Source organism: Rathayibacter sp. AY1H3 (genome assembly GCF_002932015.1).
The window spans coordinates 17,388-35,849 of the sequence record NZ_PSUU01000040.1; the positions used below are offsets into that span (position 1 = coordinate 17,388).

The following is an 18,462-nucleotide window of genomic DNA, read 5'->3' on the forward strand; positions in this document are numbered from 1 at the left end:
ATGTGCCATCGACCGAGACCCTGCAGACCGATCTCCCGCTGACCTCCCTCGCGGGCGAGGTGCGGGCAGCGGTCGGCCGGCTCGGACGGCGGCTCCGGCAGGAGAAGGCCCAGCACGAGCTCAGCGATCCGCAGTTCAGCGTGCTCGCACTCCTGCACCGCGAGGGCGCCAAGACCCTCGGCGAGCTGGCCGAGGCGGAGCGGGTCCGCCCGCCCTCGATGACCCGCACGGTCGGCTGCCTGGTCGACGAAGGACTCGCGGAGCGCCTCGCCGACCCCGCCGACGGCCGCGTCACCCGCATCCGCCCCACCGGGGCCGGCACCGCACTGGTGCTCGACGTGCGCCGCAGCCGCGACGCGTGGCTCGTGGCGCGCCTCGAGGAGCTCCCTCCCGAGGACCTGCGCCTGCTCCACGACGCGGCGGCGGTCCTGCGCGCGGTGGCCGACCGATGAGCGCGATGTTCCGCTCCCTCGCCGTGCCGAACTACCGCATCTGGTTCGCGGGCGCGATGGTCTCGAACGTCGGCACCTGGATGCAGCGGACGGCCCAGGACTGGATCGTGATCAACGACCTGACCGGCCACGACGCGACGGCGCTCGGCGTGACCATGGCGCTGCAGTTCGGACCGCAGCTCGTGATGGTCCCCTTCTCCGGCTTCATCGCCGACCGCTTCGACCGGCGGAAGCTCCTGATGGCCACCCAGGGCGCGATGGGCGCGCTCGGGCTCGGCCTGGGACTCATCGTCGTGACCGGGGTCGTCCAGCTCTGGATGGTCTACCTCTTCGCCCTGCTGCTCGGCTTCGCCGCGGCGATCGACGCGCCCGTGCGCCAGACGTTCGTCTCGGCGCTGGTCGAGGAGCGCGACCTCACCAACGCCGTCTCGCTGAACTCGGCCTCCTTCAACTCGGCGCGGATGATCGGACCGGCCCTCGCGGGCGTGCTCATCGCCGCGGTCGGCTCCGGCTGGGTCTTCCTCCTCAACGCCGCGAGCTTCCTCGCCGTCCTGCTCTCGCTGCGCGCGCTGCACCGCGACCAGCTCCGCAGCGCCCCGCGGGCCACCCGCGGCCCGGGTGCGCTGCTGGAGGGGTTCCGCTACGTCTCGAAGCGGCCGGACATCCTCGTGGTGCTCGCGATCGTGTTCCTGATCGGCACCTTCGGCCTGAACTTCCCGATCTTCGCCTCGACGATGGCGACGGTCGAGTTCGACATGGGGGCGAGCGAGTTCGGCCTCCTCTCCTCCGCGATCGCCGTCGGCTCGGTGCTGGGGGCGCTCCTCTCGGCTCGCCGCGATCGCCCGAGGCTCCGGCTCATCGTCGGCGCCTCCGCGGCGTTCGGCGTCGCGCTCGCGCTGGCCGGCGTCATGCCGACGGTCTGGGCGTTCGCGATCCTGCTCCCCTTCGTCGGCATCGCGGCGCAGACGCTGATGACCTCGGCCAACGGCTACGTGCAGCTCTCGACCGCCCCCGAGATGCGGGGCCGGGTCATGGCGCTGTACATGGCCATCTTCGTCGGCGGCACCCCGATCGGCGCACCGCTGATCGGCTGGGTCGCGAACGCCTACGGTCCGCGCCAGGCGATGCTGGTCGGTGCCGCCTCCGGGATCGCGGCGGCCGCCATCGGACTCGCCTTCCACCTCCGCCTGCGCCGCGCCGCCCGGCTCGCGGCCCCCGGGCCGGAGGCTCTGCCCGCCACCGGCGGAGTCCCCCTGCTGCGCCCGCGCGCCTAGGCTCCGCCGGCCGGTCCGCACGCCGGGCGGATCCGCGGACCGCCCACTCGACGGGTCGCCCCCGACGCGGGGCGCGACCGCCGCCCGCCCTCAGGCCTCGCGGGTGATCTCGACGCGGACGAAGAGCTTCGACGAGCGGGGCCCGGCGAACACCCCGCGCAGCGGCGCGATGTCGTTGTAGTCGCGGCCGCGGCCGACGATGACGTGGCGGTCGCCGATGTCGATCAGGTTCGTCGGGTCGTAGCCGCGCCAGGCTCCTCCGCAGAACCACTCGACCCACGCGTGGGACTCCCCCACCACGGTCTCGCCGATCTCGGCGTGCGGCTTGGGGTGCAGGTAGCCCGAGACGTAGCGCGCCGGGATGCGCACCGAGCGCAGCGCCCCGAGGACGATGTGCGTGATGTCCTGGCAGACGCCCTCTCGCGCGGTCCACGACTCCGTCGCGGTGGAGTGCACGCCGGTGACGCCCTGCCGGTAGGTCATCGCCCGGCCGATCGTCTCGGCGATCGTGAGCGCGGCCTCGCACGGCCCGGCCGCCTCGTCCGCGAGCGAGCGCGCCATCGCCGCGAGGTCCTCCGGCGGCGCGGTGCGGTGGGTCTGCTTCGACTGCTCCACGTACTCGGTGCGCGTCTCGACCTGCTCGGACAGCTGATCCCACCCGGTCGGGTGGTCGGGGTGCTGCTTCGGCCGGATCTCGACGAGCGAGGTCGCCGTCAGCGAGAGCTCGCGGTGGGCGTCGAGCACGTCGAACGACGAGACGCGGGTGCCCCAGTAGTCGGTGTAGGCGTGCACCGAGGTCACCGGCCGGATGTCGAGGTTCGAGAACAGCACCAGCTGCCCGTCCGAGGAGGCGGGGAGCATCCGCGCCTCGTTGTAGGACGCGACCACGTCCCCCGCGTAGGTGAAGCCCGTGGTGTGCCTGATGCGCAGCCTGCTCACAGCGCCTCCCCGATCCAGCTCGGCATGACGTTGGTGGGGAAGTACCGCTGGCGGATCGCCTCGGACGCGGCCGAGGTCGCCTCCTGCACGCTGTCCATGTGCCGCGGCAGGTCCTCGAGGATGTCGGTGATCGGCCGGAACTCCAGCTCGCTGCGGATCCGCCCGAGGACGCGCTGCGCGTCGCCGGAGTGGCCGATGCGGCCGGTGCGCGGCTCGATGTCGCGCATGCACGCCTCCGCCCGCGAGACCGAGAAGAGGATCGAGCGCGGGAACAGCCGGTCCAGGAGGAGGAACTCGGCCGCGTTCCGCGCGCTCGGCACGCCCCGGTAGGTGCGCAGGTACGCCTCGTAGGCGCCGCAGGAGCGGAGGATCGTGGTCCAGGAGGGGCCGCTCGCCTCGGTCAGCGAGCGGGTGGCGAGCAGGCGGGCGGTCATGTCGGCGCGCTCGATCGAGCGGCCGAGGGTGAAGAACTGCCAGGCCTCGTCGCGCGAGGTCGCCGACTCGATGATGCCGACGGCGAGGGCGGAGCGCTCGCGCACCCAGCTGAAGAACTCCGACACCCGCTCGCCCGAGACGCGGCGCGGCATGCGGGTGCGCGTGGTGTTGAGGCACTCCCAGAGCTCGGTCGAGACGATCTCGCGCGCCCGGCGGGCGTTCTCGCGGGCCGCGCCGAGCGAGTAGGCGATCGAGGCGGGGTTCGTGCGGTCGATCGCGAGGATCGCCAGCACGTCGGCGCGGGTGATCTCGCGCATGTCGTCCGGCGGGGTCGAGCCCATCACCGACAGGAGCGAGCGGCAGGCCGTGTCCTCGTCGATCCACGGGTCCTCGAGCAGGAGCTGCAGGTGGACGTCGAGGATGCGGGCGGTGCCGTCGGACCGCTCGATGTAGCGGCCGATCCAGAACAGCGACTCGGCGATCCGGGAGAGCATCAGTCGTCCTCCCCCGCCGCGAGCGTCTGCTGCTGCTGCTGGTCCTGGTCGGTGTTCGGTGCGTCCTGCGGCGAGTGGTCGGGCGTGTGGTTGAGCGGATAGACGATCGGGATGGAGCTGGTGACAGCGGCCTGCTCGGCGACGAGCGCCTGGATGTCGCGCGCCTCGGGCTCGGCGCTGCGCGCCTCCTCGAGGCCGACCACCCAGGTGTCCTTCGATCCGCCGCCCTGCGACGAGTTGACGACGAGCTGCCCCTCCGGGAGCGCGACGCGGGTCAGGCCGCCGGGCAGCACCCAGACGTCGGTGCCGTCGTTCACGGCGAAGGGCCGAAGGTCGGCGTGCCGGGGACGCATCCCGTCGTCGACGAGGGTGGGGATGGTGGAGAGCTGCACGACCGGCTGCGCGATCCAGCCGCGCGGGTCGGCCTGGAGGCGGGAGCGCAGCTCCGCGAGCTCCTTCCCCGAGGCGGCCGGCCCCACGACCAGGCCCTTGCCGCCGGAGCCGTCGACCGGCTTCACGACGAGCTCGTCGAGGCGGTCGAGCACCTCCTCGAGCGCTCCCGGATCCTCGAGCCGCCACGTGTCGACGTTCTTGATCACCGGCTCCTCCGAGAGGTAGTAGCGGATGAGGTCGGGCAGGTAGGTGTAGACGAGCTTGTCGTCGGCGACGCCGTTGCCGACCGCGTTGGCGATCGTGACGTTCCCGAGCCGGGCCGCGAGCATCAGCCCGGGTGAGCCGAGCATCGAGTCGGCGCGGAACTGCAGCGGATCGAGGAACTCGTCGTCCACGCGGCGGTAGATCACGTCGACCCGGGTCGGGCCGGAGGTGGTGCGCATGAACACCTTGCCGCCCGTGCAGAATAGGTCGCGGCCCTCGACCAGCTCGACGCCCATGAGGCGGGCGAGGAGGGTGTGCTCGAAGTAGGCGGAGTTGTAGACGCCCGGAGTGAGCACGACCACGGTCGGGTCGTCGACGCCGTCGGGGGCGGAGGCGCGCAGTGCCTGCAGCAGCTTGTTCGGGTAGTCGCCGACCGGGCGCACCCGCATCGAGACGAACAGCTCGGGCAGCGTCTGCGCCATCACCCGGCGGTTCGAGATGACGTAGGAGACGCCGGAGGGCACGCGGACGTTGTCCTCGAGGACCCGCCAGCCGCCCTTCTCGTCGCGGATCAGGTCGATCCCGGACACCTGGATCCGCACGCCGTTCGCGGGGACGATGCCCGCGGCCTGCCGGTGGAAGTGGCTGGAGCTCGAGATCAGCCCGGCGGGGATGACGCCGTCGGCCACGGCGTTCTGCGGGCCGTAGACGTCGGCGAGGAACGCCTCGAGAGCACGGACCCGCTGCTTGATGCCGGTCTGCACCTCGTTCCACTCGGCGCGCTCGATCACCCGGGGGACGGCGTCGAGGGGGAACGGCCGCTCCTCCCCCGCGAAGTCGAAGGTGACGCCCTGCGCGAGGTAGGAGGAGGCGAGCGCGTCGGTGCGGCCGCGCAGCTCCTCCTGGGTCATCCGCGCGAGCGAGAAGTAGATGTCGCGGTAGGCGCCGCGGACCCCGTCGGGGCCTCCGGTCGACGCCACGTCGGCGAACATCTCGTCCCAGGGGGTGGCGCCCGTGTCGGGCCGCTCGACCTTCTGGGACCCGTATCCGTCGAAGAGGTCACCCATGGCACGACTCTAGTGCGGGGCGTATTGCGGGGATGTTTCGGGCGGCCGCGGGGCGAGCGGGGCGGGTCGGCGACGTCCGGGCACGGCACCGGCGCCGTCCTCCGACAGGCCGGCGGAGGCCCGGGGATCCACGGGAATAGATCCGGCCGCACGTGGTTGAATGAGGATGTACATGCAAACGCATGGACCAGGCCCCACCGGGCCGGAGGACAGAAGGAGCGCCTGATGCAGTTCGGCATCTTCACGGTCAGCGACATCACGACCGACCCCACGACCGGACGGATCCCGTCCGAGTCCGAGAAGATCCAGGCGACCCTCGCGATCGCGCTGAAGGCGGAGGAGATCGGCCTCGACGTCTTCGCCCTGGGCGAGCACCACAACCCGCCGTTCTGGTCCTCCTCCCCCACCACCACGCTCGGCTACCTCGCGGCGAAGACCGAGAGGATCACGCTCTCCACCGCGATGGCCCTCATCACCACGAACGACCCGGTGAAGCTCGCCGAGGACTACGCGATGCTCCAGCACCTCGCCGGCGGCCGCGTCGACCTGATGCTCGGCCGCGGCAACACCGGCCCCGTCTACCCGTGGTTCGGCAAGGACATCCGCCGCGGCATCGAGCTGACGATCGAGAACTACGACCTGCTGCACCGCCTGTGGACCGAGGACTTCGTCGACTGGGAGGGCCAGTTCCGCACGCCCCTCCAGGGCTTCCAGTCGACCCCGCGCCCCCTCGACGGCGTCGCGCCGTTCGTGTGGCACGGATCGATCCGCTCCCCGCAGATCGCCGAGCAGGCCGCATACTACGGCGACGGCTTCTTCGCGAACCACATCTTCTGGCCCGCCTCGCACACCCAGAAGATGGTGCAGCTCTACCGCCAGCGCTTCGAGCACTACGGCCACGGGACCGCCGACCAGGCGATCGTCGGCCTCGGCGGGCAGATCTTCCTGGCGAAGAACTCGCAGGACGCGGTCTCGCAGTTCCGCCCCTACTTCGACAACGCCCCCGTCTACGGCCACGGCCCCTCGCTGGAGGACTTCACGGAGCAGACCCCGCTCACCGTCGGCTCCCCGCAGCAGATCATCGACCGCACCCTCGGCTTCCGCGAGTACGTCGGCGACTACCAGCGCCAGCTCTTCCTGATGGACCACGCGGGACTCCCGCTGAAGACCGTCCTGGAGCAGATGGACATGCTCGGCGAGATCCTCCCCGCCCTCCGCGCCGGCTTCGCCGAGGGCCGCCCCTCGCACGTGCCCGACGCCCCCACCCACGCCTCCCTCGTGGCCGCGCGCGACGCGCAGCCCGCGGCCGAGCCCGTCACCGTCTAGTCAGGAGCTCTCCATGGACACCCGCAGGATCACCGTCCTCTCGGCCGGCCTCAGCCAGCCGTCCTCGACCCGGCTGCTCGCCGACCGCCTGACCGACGCCGCCGAGTCCTCCCTCACCGAGCAGGGCTTCGCCGTCGAGCGGAGCGTCGTGGAGCTGCGCGACCTCGCGCACGACGTCACGAACAACCTCCTCACCGGCTTCGCGAGCCCCGCTCTGCAGACCGCGCTCGACGCGGTCGCCGGCGCCGACGGCCTGATCGCCGTGACGCCGATCTTCACCACCAGCTACAGCGGGCTCTTCAAGTCGTTCGTCGACGTGCTCGACACGGAGGCGCTGCGCGGCCTGCCCGTGCTGCTGGCGGCCACGGGCGGGTCCCCCCGCCACTCCCTGGCCGTCGACTACGCGATGCGCCCGCTCTTCACCTACCTGCACGCGGCGCCCCTCGCGACCACCGTGTTCGCGGCGACGGACGACTGGGGCGGCGCGACCGAGGACGGACGGGCGCTGCCCTCGCGCATCGAGCGCGCCGGACGCGAGCTGGCCGATCAAGCCGCCCGCTCCTCCCGCTCGGGCTCCACGCCCGACCCCTGGGCGCTCGACGGCTCGTTCGAGGGGATGCTCGGCCGCCGCGGCTGAACGCCCGCCGCGCGGATCGGCCGCTCCTCTCATGGATCGGCCGATCCGTCCAGCCGCGATACCCGCGGCCCTGCCGGAATAGCCTGCCCCCGGGAGCCTGCCGCTGGCCCCCGGAAGGAGGCCGTCATGGGCCTGACCAGCAAGGGGCTCCCCTCGGGGGCTCTCGACCTCTCGCAGCTCGGACGCGCGGTCCTCGACCGCCGCCGCTTCCTCGGAGCGCTCGGCGTCGCCGCCTCCGTCCCGGTCCTCTCCGGCTGCGGCTTCGCCCCCGCGGGCCCCGCGGCGAGCGCCGGCAGCGACACCCTCACCTTCACCACCTGGGGCACCGACGCCGAGCTGGCCGGCTTCCAGCGCGCGATCGACGCGTTCCAGTCGGCGAACGCCGGCGCCACCGTGACCCTCAACGCGGTCCCGTACGAGCAGATGTTCACCAACATCGACGCGCAGCTGCAGGCGGGGAACCCGCCGGACGTCTTCCGGGTCCCGTACTACACGTTCGGCAGCTACGCCGGCCGCGACCAGCTCCTGGACCTGTCGGGCTTCCTCGACTCCGACGTCGCCGAGCGGTTCACCGATCCGGCCTGGGCCGCGGTGCAGAGCGGCGGGAGCCCCTTCGGCGTCCCCCACCACACCGACACCTCGCTGATCCTCTACAACACGCAGGTGCTGGCCGACGCGGGCGTCACCTCCTTCCCCTCCTCGCCCGAGGAGGCGTGGACCTGGGAGGAGTTCACCGAGGTCGGGCGGAAGCTGCGCGCCTCGCTCCCCGCCGAGCGCTACCCCTTCGCCTACAACTGGCAGGGCAACGGCGTCACCCGCTGGCTGAGCCTGCTCTTCCAGGCCGACGGCCGCTTCCTCACCGAGGACCTGTCCGGGCCCGCGATCGACTCCGCCGCCGGCCGCGCCGCGATCGACTTCAGCCGCAGCTTCTTCACCGACGGCCTCGTGCCGCCGAGCAGCTCCGTGCAGGCGACCACCTACGCCAGCGACCTCTGGTACTCGCAGACCACCGCGATGACCTTCGCCGGCGCGTTCCTCATCCCCGACGCCGACTCCACCCTCGACTTCGAGTGGGGCGCCACCTACTCCCCGCGCAACGTGCGCGGAGGCGGCGACTTCGGCGGCAACGCCCTCGTCGCGACCAAGGCCGCGAAGAACCCGGAGCTGGCCGCCTCCTTCCTCGCGTTCGTGACGGAGGAGGAGGCGATGCGCGACTTCTGCGCCGGCGCCTCCCTCCTCCCCACCCGTCGCGACCTCACGGAGTCGGGCATCGAGTTCGCCGTGCGCCCCGAGCTCGCCGAGGTGTTCCTCGGCCAGGCGGGCACCGTCCAGGCGTCCGACTCGGCGCAAGTCGCCTCGCCCGACATGGCCGCGATCATCACGGTGCTCAAGGAGCAGCTGGAGCAGGCCTTCGTCGGCGGGCGCAGCACCGAGGACACCATCGCCGGCCTCACCTCCGGCATCGCGGCCGCGACGCAGTGAGCCGGTCGGTCCTCGCGCCGGAGGCGGTGACCGCCCGCCCCCGGCGCACCTCCCGCGCCCCCGCCCGCGAGACGGCGGCCGCCTACGCGTTCCTCGCGCCGAACCTGCTGATGCTCGGCCTGTTCGTGTTCGTCCCCCTGGGCGGCGCGTTCCTGATCGGCTTCCAGCGCACGAACGGCTTCGGCGACGGCGTCTTCGTCGGACTCGACAACTACGCGCGGCTGCTCGGCGACGGCCTCTTCTGGCGCTCGACGTTGAACACGGCGCTGTTCACCCTGATCGTGACCCCGCTCTCGATGGCGCTGGGCCTCGGCGCGGCGGTGCTGATGAACTCGGTGCTGCCCGCGCGGCCGGTGTTCCGCAGCATCCTCATCCTGCCGATGGCGGTCTCCGGAGTGGCGACGGCGCTGATGGGCGTGCTGATCTTCGACGAGAACAGCGGCGTGCTCGACGGCATGCTCCAGACGATCGGCCTCCCCCGCATCGCCTGGCAGTCCGGCGGAGCGGCGGCCTTCGCCTCCGTGGTGCTCGTCACCCTGTGGTGGCGCACCGGCTTCAACATGCTGATCTACCTGGCGGGGCTGCAGGGGGTGAACCCGGCGCTCTACGAGGCGGCCCGGCTCGACGGAGCGAACGCGTGGCAGCAGTTCCGCCACGTGACGCTGCCGCTGGTCGGCCCGTCGTCGTTCTTCCTGCTCATCCTCAACGTCATCTACTCGTTCCAGGTGTTCGACATCGTCTTCGTGCTCACCGGCGGCGGACCGCAGAACGCGACCTCGGTGCTCGTGACCTACGCCTACGACACCGGGTTCGTCACCCGCGACCAGGGCTACGCCGCGGCCATCGGCATCGTGCTGCTGATCCTGACCATGATCTTCACCGCGGTGCAGTGGCGCACCAACCGCTCGAGGGACCTCGTCGAATGATCCGCACGTCGCGCACCTCGCGCCTGCTCCGCCTCGCCCTCGCCCTCGGTGTCTCGGTGGTCATCGTCTTCCCGCTGTACTGGATGGTCGTCGTCGCGTTCTCCTCGCGGTCCGAGCTGCTCGGCGGCACCCTCCGCCTCTGGCCGCGCGAGCTGACGCTGGTGAACTTCGAGCGGGTGTTCTCGTCGTTCCCCGTGGCGACCTGGTTCGGCAACTCCCTCGCGATCAGCCTGGTCACCGCCCTGATCACCGTGACGATCAACCTGCTCGGCGGCTACGCCTTCGCGCAGCTGCGGTTCCGCGGATCCGGCGTGCTCTTCCTCCTGGCCCTGTCGACGCTCACCCTGCCCGTGCAGGTGATCATGGTGGCGCTGTTCCGGCTCGTCACCGACCTCGGCCTCTACGGGAGCTACTGGGCGGTGATCCTGCCGACGGCGGCGTCGGCGTTCGGGCTGTTCCTGGCGCGGCAGTTCATCCTCGCGATCCCGCGGGACCTGATCGAGGCGGCCCGGATCGACGGCGCCGGGCACTTCCGCGTGTTCACGGCCATCGTCCTCCCCCTCTCGAAGCCGCTCATCGCCGTGCTCTTCTTCATGTCGCTGCTCGGCTCCTGGAACGACTTCGCCTGGCCGCTCATCGCCCTGAAGGAGAACGCGCTGTTCACGCTCCCGATCGGGCTGCTCTTCCTCCAGGGGCAGTTCGGCAGCGACTACGGAGCGACCATGGCGTTCGCCCTGGTGAACGTCGTGCCGATGGTGGTGCTGTTCCTGGTGTTCCAGCGCTACTTCGTGCAGGGCTTCGCGCGCAGCGGCCTCCGCTGACCCCGCGGCGGGGGATGCCGATCGGTGCGCTGAGCGGCCATTCGTCCCCCCGTCCGGGGCCGGGAGTGTCAATCCCCCCGTTCCGCCGACCCGGCCGGCGCCGCCCCGCGGTACCGTCGTCGCAGGCGCCCACCTCGTGCGCTCCGGAGCGCACCGTTCGAGCGGAAGGCGGGATCGCCATGAGTACCGTCGCCGCGAACGCCGCCCAGCAGAAGGTGGCCGGCCGCTACTACCTGATCGAGCGCATCGGCTCCGGCGGGATGGGCTCGGTCTACCGGGCCCGCGACGAGACCGTGCAGCGCGAGGTCGCCGTGAAGGTGTTCCGCGCGGAGGCCTCGAACCCCGAGGACGTGGCCCGCCAGGAGCGCGAGGTGCGGATGCTGAGCTCCTTCGCCCACCCCGGCATCGTCAACCTCTTCGACGCGGGGCTGCACAACTTCGGCGGCGAGGTCCGCCGCTACGTCGTGATGGAGCTCGTCGCCGACCCCACGATGGAGGCGCGGCTCGAGTCCGGCCCCCTCCCGGCGGCGGAGGTCGCGGCGATCGGCACACAGCTCGCGGAGGCCCTGGCCTACCTGCACGAGCGCGGCGTCGTGCACCGCGACGTGAAGCCCGCGAACATCCTGGTCAGCGAGGTCGCCTCCAGCGGCTACACCCGCACCGCCAAGCTCACCGACTTCGGCGTGGCCCACTTCATGGACGGCTCCCGCCTCACCAGCGACGGCGTCGTGATCGGCACCGCGAGCTTCGTCAGCCCGGAGCAGGTCGCGGGCGAGCCGATCAGCGGAGCGAGCGACGTCTTCTCCCTCGGCCTGGTCCTCCTCGAGGCGATCACCGGTCACCGGGAGTACTCGGGCACCGTCCTCGAGGCGGCGATCGCCCGCCTCCACCGCAGCCCCTCCGTGCCCGACGCCCTGCCGGCGGAGTGGCGGGCGCTGCTGACCTCGATGACACAGAGGGACCCGGAGAAGCGGCCGACCGCCGACGAGGTCGCGCACCGGCTCCGCGGCGGGATGACGACGGGCTCGGCTTCGGGCGCGCCGACCGCCTCGGACTCGCGCGCGGCACGGATCCGGCGCTCCGTGATCATCGGCTCGAGCGTGGTCGGCGTCGGCGCGATCGCGGCGCTGTCGTGGATGCTCGGAGCGCTCGCCGGTCGCTGACCGACCGGGCGCGGGGCCCTAGGCCTCGCCGGGGAACGCGGGACGGAGCACGATCCGCGTCCAGGCGCCCACGTAGATCCGATCGCCCTCCTCGACCTCGCGGCGCTGACCGGCGGCGATCGGCGACTGCGGGAGCGGAGCCCCGGCCGGGGCGAGGTACGTGCCGTTCGCCGACTGCAGATCCTCGACCCACCAGCGGTAGCCGTCGGTGCTCAGCTGGCAGTGGCGCCGCGAGACACCGGAGTCGGAGCCGCAGTCCACCTGCGGCGAGATGCCGCGCGAGACGGACGGGCGGCCGACGAGCAGGGTGCGCTCGCGGAGGACGACGGTCGCGGGCGGGCCGGGCGAGGGCATCGGGTCGTCAGCGCGCTGCTCGGCGTACCACTCCGGGTCGACCCAGAGCTCGGCGATCCACGGGCGGTCCGGGTCCGCGGAAGCGGCGGCGGGGCGGGCGGAGCCGGTGGCCGGCGCGGACGCGGACTCCTCCTCCGACGCTGAGGCCCCGGGTGCCGCGTCGGGGGCTGCGGCCTCGGGTGCAGGGGCCTCCGGGATCACCTCGGTCGGCGGAGCGGCGGGCGGCGCGGTCGCGACGGGGGTGTCGAAGCCGGCCTCCTGCTCCGGGACCAGCTCGCTTCGAGCCGCGGGATCGGCCTGCGGCGCGGGCGCCTCGCCCAGGTGCTGGGCCGGGTCCCCCGACGGCGTCGCGGAGCCGCCGACCTCGCCCGGAGCGCGGACGGCGCCGGAGGAGGTGAACGGATCGGCCTCGGGGAGGGAGCCGGTCGTGAAGTCGTAGCCGCAGTTCTCGCAGAACAGGGCACCGGGCTCGTTCGGGAACGAGCAGTGCGGGCAGACCGAGGGGCCGGTCGGGATCGCGGTGGTCGGCGCGGCGGGAGCGGGCGACGGGGCCGCAGCGGCACCGATGGGCGCCCCGCAGACGTCGCAGTAGTCGCCGGACTGGGAGGTGTGCCCCTCGGGACAGCGGAAGCTCACTTGCGCACCCGCGTGGTCTTGGTCGACGCGGTGTCCAGCGCCATCTCGTCGAGGCGGTCCACGCCGCGCTTGAGCCGCACGGTGCCCTCGTTCGGGTCGTCGATCTCGACGACCTTCCGCAGCTTCGCGGTCGCCTCGTCGTTCCCGGTGACGGAGGCGAGCTGCACCGCCCGCCCGAGCTTGACCGTGGCGGTCGCCTCGTCGCCCCGCGCCTTCGCCGCGAGCCCGTCCTGGATCGCCGAGGCGAGCTCGGTCTGGCCGGTGTAGTGGGCGACGGCGGGGTCGATGCGGGCGGTCAGGGCGGAGTCGTCCGTCCAGCGCGCCTTCACCAGGGCGGAGGCGACCACCTCGTCGCGCACGCTGAGCTGCACCCGCGCGGCGAGCTGCTCCGAGCCGACCGGCTTCGACGCGACCCGGACCGCCACGTGGTACTCCCGCGACTCGTCGCCCCAGGCGCCGGTCGGGTAGGCGCCGGTGAGCGGGTTCACGGCGTTCCGCCGGGAGCTGAGGTCCTCGAGGTTCGGAGCGACCTGGCGGATGAAGAGCAGCTGCGCGCCCTGCGGAGTCCAGACGCGGAGCTCACCGTTGGCGACTCCCCGGCCCATCGACGCCCGCATCAGCGACTCGAAGTCGGCAGCCATGTCGGCCGGGTTCGCGATCAGGCCCACGGTGCCCAGCAGGGCGCTCGCGATGGTGCGCGCCTCCTCGACGATCCAGCGGGAGCCGACGCCGCGCACGTCGCACTGGAAGTCGCCCGACGCCGCGCGGATCGCCGCGTCCAGCTGCATCCGCGACTCGTGCTCGTTCTTGCCGTCGGTGAGGAGGATCGCGTGCCTCTGCGTCGCCTCCGGCACGGTCGCGAACAGCTGGCGGGCGAGGGTCAGCCAGGTGCCCATCGCGGTGCCGCCGTCGGCCTGGAGGTAGCCGATCGCCTCCTTCGCCGCGGCTCGCGCCCCCGGCTCCATCCGCACCATCGAGACGGTGGCGTTGGGGTACGGGAAGGCGCGGTCGGCGCGCTCGGACCCGGCCACGACGGCGAAGAAGGTACCGTCCAGGATCTGGTCGACGGCCACGGCGGCGGCGCGCTTCGCGGCCGTCATGTTCTCGCCGGTCATCGATCCGGAGCAGTCCACGATGATGATCTCGGCCGCGGCCCCGTCGGACCCGGCGACCCCCGTGCCGGACGCGGTCACCGTGACGATGGCGTGCACGTCGGTGGCGCCGTCCGAGAGGAACTCGTTCTGGAAAACACTCGCGCTGAACTCCGCCATTCCGGCAGTTTACGGGGACGCCCGGCCCGAGCGGCCCTCCATCGCCGAGGATCGGCCGGGCATCGCGGCCCGACGCCTGCACGACAGCTGTCGGGGCGGGCGGAGGCGGGTCGAGCGCCGCCGGAGCGCCGCCGTCAAGCCCGCCGCGACGGGACGCCGCCGGTGCCAGGGTGGAGCCGTGCCTCCCTGGACCCTCGCCCTCGCCAGCGGCGCGATCGGCGGCGCCACCCTCCTGATCGGCGCCGCGCTCGCCTGGTTCGTGCGCGTGCCCCCGAAGCTCACCGCCGCGATCTCCGCGTTCGGAGCAGGGGTGCTGATCTCGGCGCTCGCCTACGAGCTCGTGCAGGAGGCGGCGGACGACGGAGGACTGCTCCCGACGATCCTCGGCACGCTCGCGGGAGCCGTCGTCTTCGTCGGCGCGGACGCGCTGCTCACCCGCGCCGGCGCGGGGAACCGCAAGAGCGCGAAGGGGTCGGGCGGAGGAGGAGGCGCGGCCATCGCGGCCGGCGCCCTGATCGACGGGGTCCCCGAATCGATCGTGCTCGGCCTCTCGGTCGCCCAGGGCGGAGCGGGAGCGGCGATCAGCGTGCCCATCGTCGCCGCGGTCGCGATCTCGAACCTCCCCGAGGGCCTGTCCTCGACGGTCGGCATGAAAGCCGACGGCCGCTCCGCCCGCTACGTCTTCACCGTCTGGGGCGGGATCGCCGCGATCTCGGCCGCCGCGGCGCTGGTCGGCTTCCTGGTCTTCGCCACCGCGCCCGGCGCGGTCGTGGCCTTCGTGACGACCGTCGCCGCCGGCGCGATCCTCGCCATGATCTCGAACACGATGATTCCCGAGGCGTTCGACCGCGACGACGTGCTCACCGGGCTGTACGCGGTGCTCGGGTTCGTGACGGCGTTCGCCTTGCACAGTGCTGGTTAGGACGCCGCTCCCCGCGCGGCGTCCCGCGGTCGGCTCCAGCGCGGGGCCGGGTCCCGAGGAGCGGGTCGCGCACGGCGACGCGGATCCGCTGGAACGCGGATCCCCGGATACGCCTGGCCAGGACGCCGCTCCCCGCGCGGCGTCCCGCAGTCGGCTCCAGCGCGGGGCCGGGTCCCGAGGAGCGGGTCGCGCACGGCGACGCGGATCCGCTGGAACGCGGATCCCCGGACACNNNNGCTCCCCGCGCGGCGTCCCGCAGTCGGCTCCAGCGCGGGGCCGGGTCCCGAGGAGCGGGTCGCGCACGGCGACGCGGATCCGCTGGAACGCGGATCCCCGGATACGCCTCGCGATGACGCCGCTAGTTAGGACGCCGCTCCCCGCGCGGCGTCCCGCAGTCGGCCCGAGCGCGCGGCCGGGTCCCGAGGAGCGGGTCGCGCACGGCGACGCGGATCCGCTGGAACGCGGATCCCCGGATACGCCTCGCGACGGCGCCGCTGGTCAGGACGTCGCTCCCCGCGCGGCGTCCCGCAGTCGGCTCCAGCGCGGGGCCGGGTCCCGAGGAGCGGGTCGCGCACGGCGACGCGGATCCGCTGGAACGCGGATCCCCGGACACGCCTCGCGAGGACGCCGCCGCCTGCGGAACGGAGTGCGGTCAGCCGCTGAAGGCGGTGAGGGCGTCGTCGAGGATGCCGAGGCCGCGGGCGACCTCGGCGGGGGTGATGACGGCCGGCGGGACCACGTGGATCCGGTTGTCGGCGGTGAAGGGCAGAAGGCCGCGGGACAGCAGGTCGGCCTTGAGGCGGGCGACGGAGGCCGCCGGCAGCGGGGTGCGCGCGGCCCGGTCGGTGACCAGCTCCAGCGCCCAGAACACTCCGGAGCCCCGGACCTCGCCGATCAGGTCGTGCTTCGCCTCGAGCGCCGCCAGGCCGGGGGCCAGGTGCTCCGAGCCGATGGTGCGCGCGTTGTGGACGATCCCCTCCTCCTCCATCGCCTGGAGCGTCGCGACGACGCTGGCCGCGGCGAGCGGGTGGCCCGAGTAGGTGAGACCGCCGGGGAAGACGCGCTCGTCGAAGTGGTGGGCGATCGGATCCGAGATGACGACGCCGCCGATCGGGACGTAGCCGGAGTTGACGCCCTTCGCGAAGGTGATCAGATCGGGGCAAACGTCGAAGGCGTCGAAGGCGAACCACTCCCCCGTGCGGCCGAAGCCCGCCATGACCTCGTCGAGGATCAGCTGGATGCCGTACCGGTCGGCGATCTCGCGGACACCCGCGAGGTAGCCGGGCGGCGGGGTGAGCACGCCGGCGGTGCCGGGGATGGTCTCGAGGAGGAACGCGGCGATCGACTCCGGCCCCTCCGCCTGCACGACGCGCTCGAGGTGGTGGAGGGCGCGCTCGCACTCCTGCTCGAGGCTCTCGGCCCAGAACTCGCTGCGGTACAGGTAGGGCCCGAAGGCGTGCACGTGCCCGCGGGAGTACTCGTTCGGGATGCGGCGCCAGTCGCCGGTCGAGACGATCGCCGCTCCCGTGTTGCCGTGGTACGAGCGGTACAGCGAGACGACCTTGTCGCGGCCGGTGAACAGTCGCGCCATGCGGATCGCGTTCTCGTTCGCGTCCGCGCCGCCGTTGGTGAAGAAGACCTTCTCCATGCCCTCGGGCGCCCGCTCGGTGATCAGGCGGGCCGCCTCGGCGCGGGTCTCGTTCGCGTAGGCGGGGCCGACCGTGGTGAGGACGCCCGCCTGCTCCTGGATCGCGGCGACGACCTTCGGGTGCTGGTAGCCGATGGTGACGTTCACGAGCTGGCTGGAGAAGTCGAGGTAGCGGGTGCCGTCGACGTCCCAGACCTCGGCGCCGAGACCGCCCGCGATCGGCAGCGGGTTCAGCGCGCCCTGCGCCGACCAGGAGTGGAACACGCGGGACCGGTCGGCGGCGGTGACCGAGGCGTTGTCGCGGACGGTGGGGGCGGTCGAGGACGTCATGCTCCCCATCGTGCCGCGCGCGCCTCGGAAGCGGGCGTGCGGATCCGTCGATCCGCGGACCCTACGATGGACGGAACGTCGAAGGGAGCCGCGCATGCCCGCGACCGTCCGCGATCTGCTGGCCGAACCGGCCTTCCGCCTCCGCGTGCTCGCCGGGGTCCACGACGAGGCCGACCTCGACGCCCCTCTGGTGTGGGCGCACTCCTCGGACCTCGTCGATCCGACGCCCTGGCTCGAGTCGGGCCAGCTGCTGCTGACCGACGGCGTTCACTTCACCGGGCACGACAGCGCCGAGTTCTCGGAGGAGTACGTCGCCCGGCTGCGCGGCCGCGGCATCCGCGCGCTCGGCTTCGCCACCCGCATCGTGCACGACGAGGTGCCCGCCGCTCTCGTCACGGCGTGCGAGCGCCAGGGCCTGCCGCTGCTGGAGGTGGCGGACCTGACTCCGTTCATGGGGATCATCCGCTTCGTCGCCGACGTGATCTCGCGGGAGCAGCGCGAGCGGCTGGAGTGGTCGCTCGAGGCGCAGCGGCGGGTCGCCCGCGCGGCGCTGCGGCCGGACGGGCTCGCGGCGATCCTCACCGAGCTGGAGCGGCAGCTGGACTGCTGGGTCGCCCTCTACGACGCCGCCGGGCAGAGGGTGCACCTGCCCACCCGGCTCGACGTGCCGGCGGAGGAGGCGGTCGCCGCGGCCGCGAGGCACGCCCTGACCCGCGGCAGCCGAGCGGGACTCCGGCTCGACGACGGCGGCGGAGTGACGCTGCAGACGATCGGGCGCCGCGACCACCTGCGCGGGGTGCTCGCCGTGGGCACCGGCACGCCCCTGGACCCGGCGGGCAGCGACCTCGTCGCGAGCGTCATAGCCCTGGCGAGCATCGCGCTGGAGCAGCGGCGCGCGCTGGACTCCTCCCGTCGGCAGCTGCGCTCCGGACTGCTCGAGCTGCTGGCCGCGGGAGCCTTCGACGTCGCCGAGAGCACCGCACGGCGCCTGGGGAGCCCGCTGCCCGCCGAGCCGGTGCGGGTGGTCGTGCTGAGCACGCCCGTGCACGGCGACTCGCTCCTCGACGAGCTGGAGGTCGTGGCGGAGGAGGACGGCGCGCGCCTGTTCTTCGCCGAGAGGGACGGCTCGCTCGTCGCCGTGGCCGCCGCCGACGGACTCGGGCCGCTGACCGCCGTGCTGGAGCGGCACGGCGCGAGCGCCGGCGCCTCCGCCCCGATCGGCTGGTCCGACCTGGACCGGGGCCTCGAGGAGGCGCGGCGCGCCGCCGAGCGGACAGGAGACAGGACGGTGGTCCGCTTCGAGGACGTCGCCGCCGAGGGGATGATCGGGCTCCTCGCCGCCGCCGGAGCCGCACCGCTCGCCCGCCGGATGCTCGCACCGCTGCTGACCCCGGAGGGAGCCGTGCTGCTCGAGAGCGCCCGCGTCTGGCTCCGCCGCAACGGCGCCTGGGAGCCCGCCGCCCGCGACCTCGGCGTGCACCGTCACACCCTCCGCAACCGCATCACCGCCGTCGAGCGCGCCCTCGGCCTCGACCTCGACGACGTCTCCGCCCGCACCGAGCTCTGGACGGCGCTGCGGCTGCACTCATAGCCTCTCTCCTCCTTCGTCGTCGGTCGGCCGCGGTCGGCTGGGGAGGGTGGTTCCGTTCTGGAGGGCGTCGTGCGTTCCGCGCACGTCGATCCGCTGG

At 73.0% G+C, this 18,462-nt stretch carries 16 protein-coding genes; 10 read left to right on the forward strand and 6 right to left on the reverse strand.

What is annotated here, in order from left to right; genetic code table 11:
* Positions 1-2 precede the first annotated feature (2 nt).
* Together C5C33_RS14410 and C5C33_RS14415 are read left to right on the forward strand one after the other, a co-directional pair.
* Positions 3-452 (forward strand): MarR family winged helix-turn-helix transcriptional regulator, encoded by a 450-nt coding sequence (locus tag C5C33_RS14410; RefSeq protein ID WP_258063346.1) that lies wholly within the window; start codon positions 3-5, stop codon positions 450-452.
* Complete coding sequence (locus C5C33_RS14415) at positions 449-1,726, forward strand: MFS transporter (protein ID WP_104226202.1); 1,278 nt, start codon at positions 449-451, stop codon at positions 1,724-1,726. Before C5C33_RS14410 ends, C5C33_RS14415 begins: the two co-directional genes overlap by 4 nt.
* Before the next feature lie 90 nt (positions 1,727-1,816).
* Here C5C33_RS14415 and C5C33_RS14420 read toward each other — a convergent pair whose 3' ends face one another.
* Genes C5C33_RS14420 through C5C33_RS14430 form a run of 3 tightly spaced genes read right to left on the reverse strand, consistent with a single transcriptional unit; the run spans position 1,817 to position 5,258 of the window.
* Positions 1,817-2,665 (reverse strand): transglutaminase family protein, encoded by an 849-nt coding sequence (locus C5C33_RS14420; protein ID WP_104261449.1) that lies wholly within the window; start codon positions 2,663-2,665, stop codon positions 1,817-1,819.
* Entirely contained in the window at positions 2,662-3,594 is a 933-nt protein-coding gene (locus C5C33_RS14425; protein ID WP_104223851.1) for an alpha-E domain-containing protein, read from the reverse strand. Before C5C33_RS14425 ends, C5C33_RS14420 begins: the two co-directional genes overlap by 4 nt.
* A complete protein-coding gene (locus tag C5C33_RS14430; protein WP_104261450.1) occupies positions 3,594-5,258 on the reverse strand; it encodes a circularly permuted type 2 ATP-grasp protein in 1,665 nt (554 codons plus the stop codon). The genes C5C33_RS14425 and C5C33_RS14430 overlap by 1 nt, the downstream gene beginning before the upstream one ends.
* A 225-nt stretch (positions 5,259-5,483) precedes the next feature.
* Here C5C33_RS14430 and C5C33_RS14435 point away from each other — a divergent pair, with 225 nt between their 5' ends.
* From C5C33_RS14435 to C5C33_RS14460, 6 genes are all read left to right on the forward strand, one after another.
* Positions 5,484-6,584: an LLM class flavin-dependent oxidoreductase gene (locus C5C33_RS14435; protein WP_104261451.1), complete on the forward strand. Its 1,101-nt coding sequence runs from the start codon at positions 5,484-5,486 to the stop codon at positions 6,582-6,584.
* Positions 6,585-6,597: 13 nt separating this feature from the next.
* Positions 6,598-7,221 carry an FMN reductase gene (locus tag C5C33_RS14440; RefSeq protein ID WP_104261452.1) on the forward strand — a complete coding sequence of 208 codons (624 nt, stop codon included), beginning with the start codon at positions 6,598-6,600 and terminating at the stop codon, positions 7,219-7,221.
* A 126-nt stretch (positions 7,222-7,347) separates the two neighbouring features.
* The gene (locus C5C33_RS14445) at positions 7,348-8,703 is read left to right on the forward strand and encodes a sugar ABC transporter substrate-binding protein (RefSeq protein WP_104223847.1); all 1,356 of its coding nucleotides are present in this window, start codon (positions 7,348-7,350) and stop codon (positions 8,701-8,703) included.
* A gap of 26 nt (positions 8,704-8,729) precedes the next feature.
* Positions 8,730-9,629, forward strand: coding sequence for a carbohydrate ABC transporter permease (locus C5C33_RS14450; RefSeq protein WP_244229482.1), 900 nt, complete (start codon positions 8,730-8,732; stop codon positions 9,627-9,629).
* Positions 9,626-10,450 (forward strand): carbohydrate ABC transporter permease, encoded by an 825-nt coding sequence (locus C5C33_RS14455; RefSeq protein ID WP_104223846.1) that lies wholly within the window; start codon positions 9,626-9,628, stop codon positions 10,448-10,450. Before C5C33_RS14450 ends, C5C33_RS14455 begins: the two co-directional genes overlap by 4 nt.
* 179 nt (positions 10,451-10,629) lie before the next feature.
* Entirely contained in the window at positions 10,630-11,613 is a 984-nt protein-coding gene (locus C5C33_RS14460) for a serine/threonine-protein kinase (RefSeq protein WP_181027112.1), read from the forward strand.
* Positions 11,614-11,631: 18 nt separating this feature from the next.
* Here the strand turns inward: C5C33_RS14460 and C5C33_RS14465 are convergent, their stop codons facing one another.
* Positions 11,632-12,603: an FHA domain-containing protein gene (locus C5C33_RS14465; RefSeq protein WP_104261453.1), complete on the reverse strand. Its 972-nt coding sequence runs from the start codon at positions 12,601-12,603 to the stop codon at positions 11,632-11,634.
* Positions 12,600-13,874 carry a VWA domain-containing protein gene (locus C5C33_RS14470; RefSeq protein WP_104261454.1) on the reverse strand — a complete coding sequence of 425 codons (1,275 nt, stop codon included), beginning with the start codon at positions 13,872-13,874 and terminating at the stop codon, positions 12,600-12,602. Before C5C33_RS14470 ends, C5C33_RS14465 begins: the two co-directional genes overlap by 4 nt.
* A gap of 178 nt (positions 13,875-14,052) precedes the next feature.
* Between C5C33_RS14470 and C5C33_RS14475 the strand changes: the two genes are divergently transcribed.
* Positions 14,053-14,796 (forward strand): ZIP family metal transporter, encoded by a 744-nt coding sequence (locus C5C33_RS14475; protein ID WP_104223842.1) that lies wholly within the window; start codon positions 14,053-14,055, stop codon positions 14,794-14,796.
* Between the two features lie 652 nt (positions 14,797-15,448).
* On the opposite strand, the gene C5C33_RS14480 is transcribed toward C5C33_RS14475, so the two are convergent.
* Positions 15,449-16,774, reverse strand: coding sequence for an aspartate aminotransferase family protein (locus C5C33_RS14480; RefSeq protein WP_104261455.1), 1,326 nt, complete (start codon positions 16,772-16,774; stop codon positions 15,449-15,451).
* A 94-nt stretch (positions 16,775-16,868) separates the two neighbouring features.
* Between C5C33_RS14480 and C5C33_RS14485 the strand changes: the two genes are divergently transcribed.
* Positions 16,869-18,365, forward strand: a complete 1,497-nt coding sequence (locus C5C33_RS14485; protein WP_181136261.1) for a PucR family transcriptional regulator — start codon at positions 16,869-16,871, stop codon at positions 18,363-18,365.
* Positions 18,366-18,462: the final 97 nt, after the last annotated feature.